The sequence below is a fragment of the Rhizobacter sp. P2_H2 genome (genome assembly GCF_056403375.1).
Map to the genome: position 1 here is coordinate 1 of NZ_JBFUFP010000634.1, position 3,201 is coordinate 3,201.

General features: G+C 72.1%; 4 protein-coding genes. All 4 read right to left on the reverse strand.

Annotated features, from left to right (window positions below; genetic code table 11):
* Positions 1–1,288: MFS transporter (locus tag AC1D15_RS23795; RefSeq protein ID WP_477827915.1), on the reverse strand; the 1,288-nt coding region annotated here is incomplete at its 3' end.
* Positions 1,281–1,715, reverse strand: coding sequence for a MarR family winged helix-turn-helix transcriptional regulator (locus AC1D15_RS23800; RefSeq protein ID WP_465113213.1), 435 nt, complete (start codon positions 1,713–1,715; stop codon positions 1,281–1,283). The genes AC1D15_RS23795 and AC1D15_RS23800, both read right to left, overlap by 8 nt.
* Positions 1,716–1,964: 249 nt before the next feature.
* The gene (dut, locus tag AC1D15_RS23805) at positions 1,965–2,414 is read right to left on the reverse strand and encodes a dUTP diphosphatase (protein WP_477827916.1); all 450 of its coding nucleotides are present in this window, start codon (positions 2,412–2,414) and stop codon (positions 1,965–1,967) included.
* Positions 2,411–3,201 (reverse strand): bifunctional phosphopantothenoylcysteine decarboxylase/phosphopantothenate--cysteine ligase CoaBC (gene coaBC, locus AC1D15_RS23810; RefSeq protein WP_477827917.1); only part of this gene is annotated, 791 nt, incomplete at its 5' end. The genes dut and coaBC, both read right to left, overlap by 4 nt.

Below are 3,201 nucleotides of genomic sequence, written 5' to 3' on the forward strand. Positions count from 1 at the left end.
CGCTCGCGCCGATCGAGGAACCGAGCGTGCGTGCCAGCGACATCGTGGCCGCGGCGGCACCCAGGCGCGCCGGGCCGGAGGCGGTCTGCGTCACGATCTGCATCACCGACATCACGCTGCCCAGGCCGAGCCCGGTGGTGAATCCGAGGGCGACCAGTGTGCGCTTGTCGGGTGGCAGCAAGGCCATGCCGAGCAGGCTGCAGCCGGCCAGCAGCAGCCCGCCCACCGGCAGCGCCGTCGGGCGGCCGGTCCAGATGATCAGCCGCGACGTGAAGGTGGCACCGCCGACGATGCCGGCCGTCAGCGGCAACAGCAGCAGGCCGGCCTCGGCGGCATCGGAATGCAGCGACAGCTGCAGGTAGATCGGCAGGTAGAACACCATCGCGAACATCGCCGACGCGAAGCCGACCACCGTGAGCGCCGCATAGCGCACCGGCGGCAGCCGCAGCAGGTCGACCGGCAGGAACGGCCGCGCCGCCAGCCGCTCGACGCGCAGCAGCACGGCCCACAGCGCGACGGTCGCCACCAGCAGCGCGCCGCTGGTCGCCGACACCCAGTCGAAGCGGTGCCCGGCCGACGACAGCCAGAACAGGCTGAGCGCCATCGCCACCGCGAACAGCAGCATGCCCTGCACGTCCGGCGGCCCGCTGCGGGGGTGCGGCACGTCGTCGGCCCGCAAGGCATGCAGCCGCCACAGCGCCAGCGCGCACAGCGGCAGGTTGACCAGGAACAGCCAGCGCCAGCTGGCGTGGTGGACCACCAGCCCGCCGATCACCGGGCCGCCGACGCTGGCCAGCGTGAAGACGATTGCGAAATAACCCTGGCTGCGCGCCCGCCGCTGCGGCGAGACGACCTCGCCGATCAGCGCCTGCGACAGCGTCATCAGGCCGCCGCCGCCCAGCCCCTGCAGCGTGCGCGCGGCCACCAGCCACCACAGGCCGGTGGCCAGGCCGCAGCCCAGCGAGCCGAGCGCGAACAGCGCGGTGGCCAGCGACAGCAGCTTGCGCCGCCCGAACTGGTCGCCCAGCTGGCCGTACAGCGGCACCACGATCACCGAGGCCAGCAGGTACGAGACGGCCAGCCAGGAGGTGTCGCGCAAGCCCCCGAACTCGCGGCTGATGACGGGCGTCGCGGTGGCCAGCAGCGTCTGGTCGACGGCGGCCAGGAACATCGGCAGCATCACGGCGCCGAACAGGCGGCGGAAGCGGCGGCGACCCTCGGCGATGCGCTCGGCGATCTGGGCCGAAGTTGGCGCGGACCCTGGCGCGGGCATGGCGGTGTCAGTCATGGACGAACCTCGCCTTGAGGATCGCCAGACCCTGCATCACGAGCGCCAGTTCCGCCGGCGTCGCGCCGGACAGCGTGTTCGCGAGGTCGGCCCGCGCGCCGCGGCGGATGTCGTCGAGCAGCGCCTTGCCTTCGGCGCTCAGCCGCAGCTCGGTGCGGCGGCGGTCGGCCGCGGCGGTGCTCGGCGAGACGTAGCCGCCGCGCACCAGCCGGTCGACCATCGCCGACGCGGTGGCGAGCGTCACGCCGAGGAAGCCGGCGACGTCGCTGATCGARCAGCCGGCATGGCGGCCGATGAAGCCCAGGCAGCGGAACTGCGGCACCGACAGCCCGGCGTCCAGGCTGCCGCGCATGCCCATGCGGATGGCGTTCATCACGTCGGGCACCACGCTCAAGACCTCGGCCGCGACGCGGCTGGCGTCGGGCACGGAGGCGGCCGGTTCTGGCTTGGCGGGAGATCTGGAAAGAGAGGCCACGGCGGGACGCTGCCTTCGCAGGACTTGTCGAGATGCTTAGCCTATCAAAGCATTTCGACAAGTTTGTTGCGGGTCGGTAAACGACGAGCGACGAACTTCACACGGGCCGGCTGATCCAGCGGCCGCCGTGGAACCGGCTCTGCCGGGCCACTGGCGGCGCCCCCTTGAGGGGGAGGCGCGCAGCGCTTCGGGGGTGGGACGTCAGTGCTTGCCGGTGGAACCGAATCCGCCCGCGCCGCGGTCGGATGTGCCGAACTCGTCGACCACCCGGAAGCTCGCCTGCACCACCGGCACGATCACCAGCTGCGCGATGCGCTCCATCGGCGCGATCGTGAACGCCGCCTGGCCGCGGTTCCAGCAGCTCACCATCAGCTGGCCCTGGTAGTCGGAATCGATCAGGCCCACCAGGTTGCCCAGCACGATGCCATGCTTGTGGCCGAGCCCGGAGCGGGGAAGGATGATCGCCGCCAGCCCCGGATCGGCGACGTGGATCGCCAGGCCGGTGGGGATCAGCTGCGTCTGGCCGGGTTCGAGCACCAGCGGCGCGTCGAGGCAGGCACGCAAGTCGAGGCCGGCGCTGCCGGGGGTCGCGTACGTGGGCAGTTGCCCGGCCATGCGCGGGTCGAGCACCTTCAGGTCGATCGGGGTCATGCGGGTCGGGGAGTGGAAGAGGAAGCGGGGGAAGAGGACAGCCGGGCCGCGATCTCGTCCACCAGCGTGCGCGCGAGCGTCAGCTTGTCGGCATGCGGCAGCTGGCGTTCGCCCTGGGCGTCGACCAGCAGGAGCGCGTTGTCGTCACGCCCGAAGGTGGCCGGCCCGAGGTTGCCGACGATCAACGGCACGTTCTTGCGCTGCAGCTTCTCGCGCGCATGCCGGGCGAGATCGTGGCTCTCGGCCGCGAAGCCGACGCAGAACGGCCGGCCGGGCAGCTTCGCGACCGCCGCCAGGATGTCGGCGTTCTCGGTCAGCTCGAAGGTAGGCGCGACCTTGCTGCCGTTCTTCTTGATCTTGTGGTCCGACAGCGACGCCGGCCGCCAGTCGGCCACCGCCGCGGTCGCGACGAACACGCTGTGCTGCGCCGCCTGCGGCAGCACGGCGTCGTACATCTGCTGCGCGGTCTGCACGTCGATGCGGCGCACGCCGCGCGGCGTCGGCAGGTGCACCGGGCCGGCCACCAGCGTCACCTCGGCGCCCGCCTCGTGTGCCGCACGGGCGATCGCGAAGCCCATCTTGCCGCTGGAGCGGTTGGTGATGCCGCGCACCGGATCGATCGGCTCGAAGGTCGGCCCGGCGGTGATCAGCAGGCGCTGTCCAGCCAGCCGCTTCGGCGCGAAGAACGACACCACGTCCTCCAGCAGCTCCAGCGGCTCGAGCATGCGGCCGTCGCCGATCTCGCCGCAGGCCTGGTCGCCGTTGCCGGGGCCGAGCACGGTGGCGC

Bases quoted from the DNA above. Each gene is read 5' to 3' on its own strand.
- dut (WP_477827916.1), bottom strand. From the start codon at position 2,414: ATGACCCCGATCGACCTGAAGGTGCTCGACCCGCGCATGGCCGGGCAA.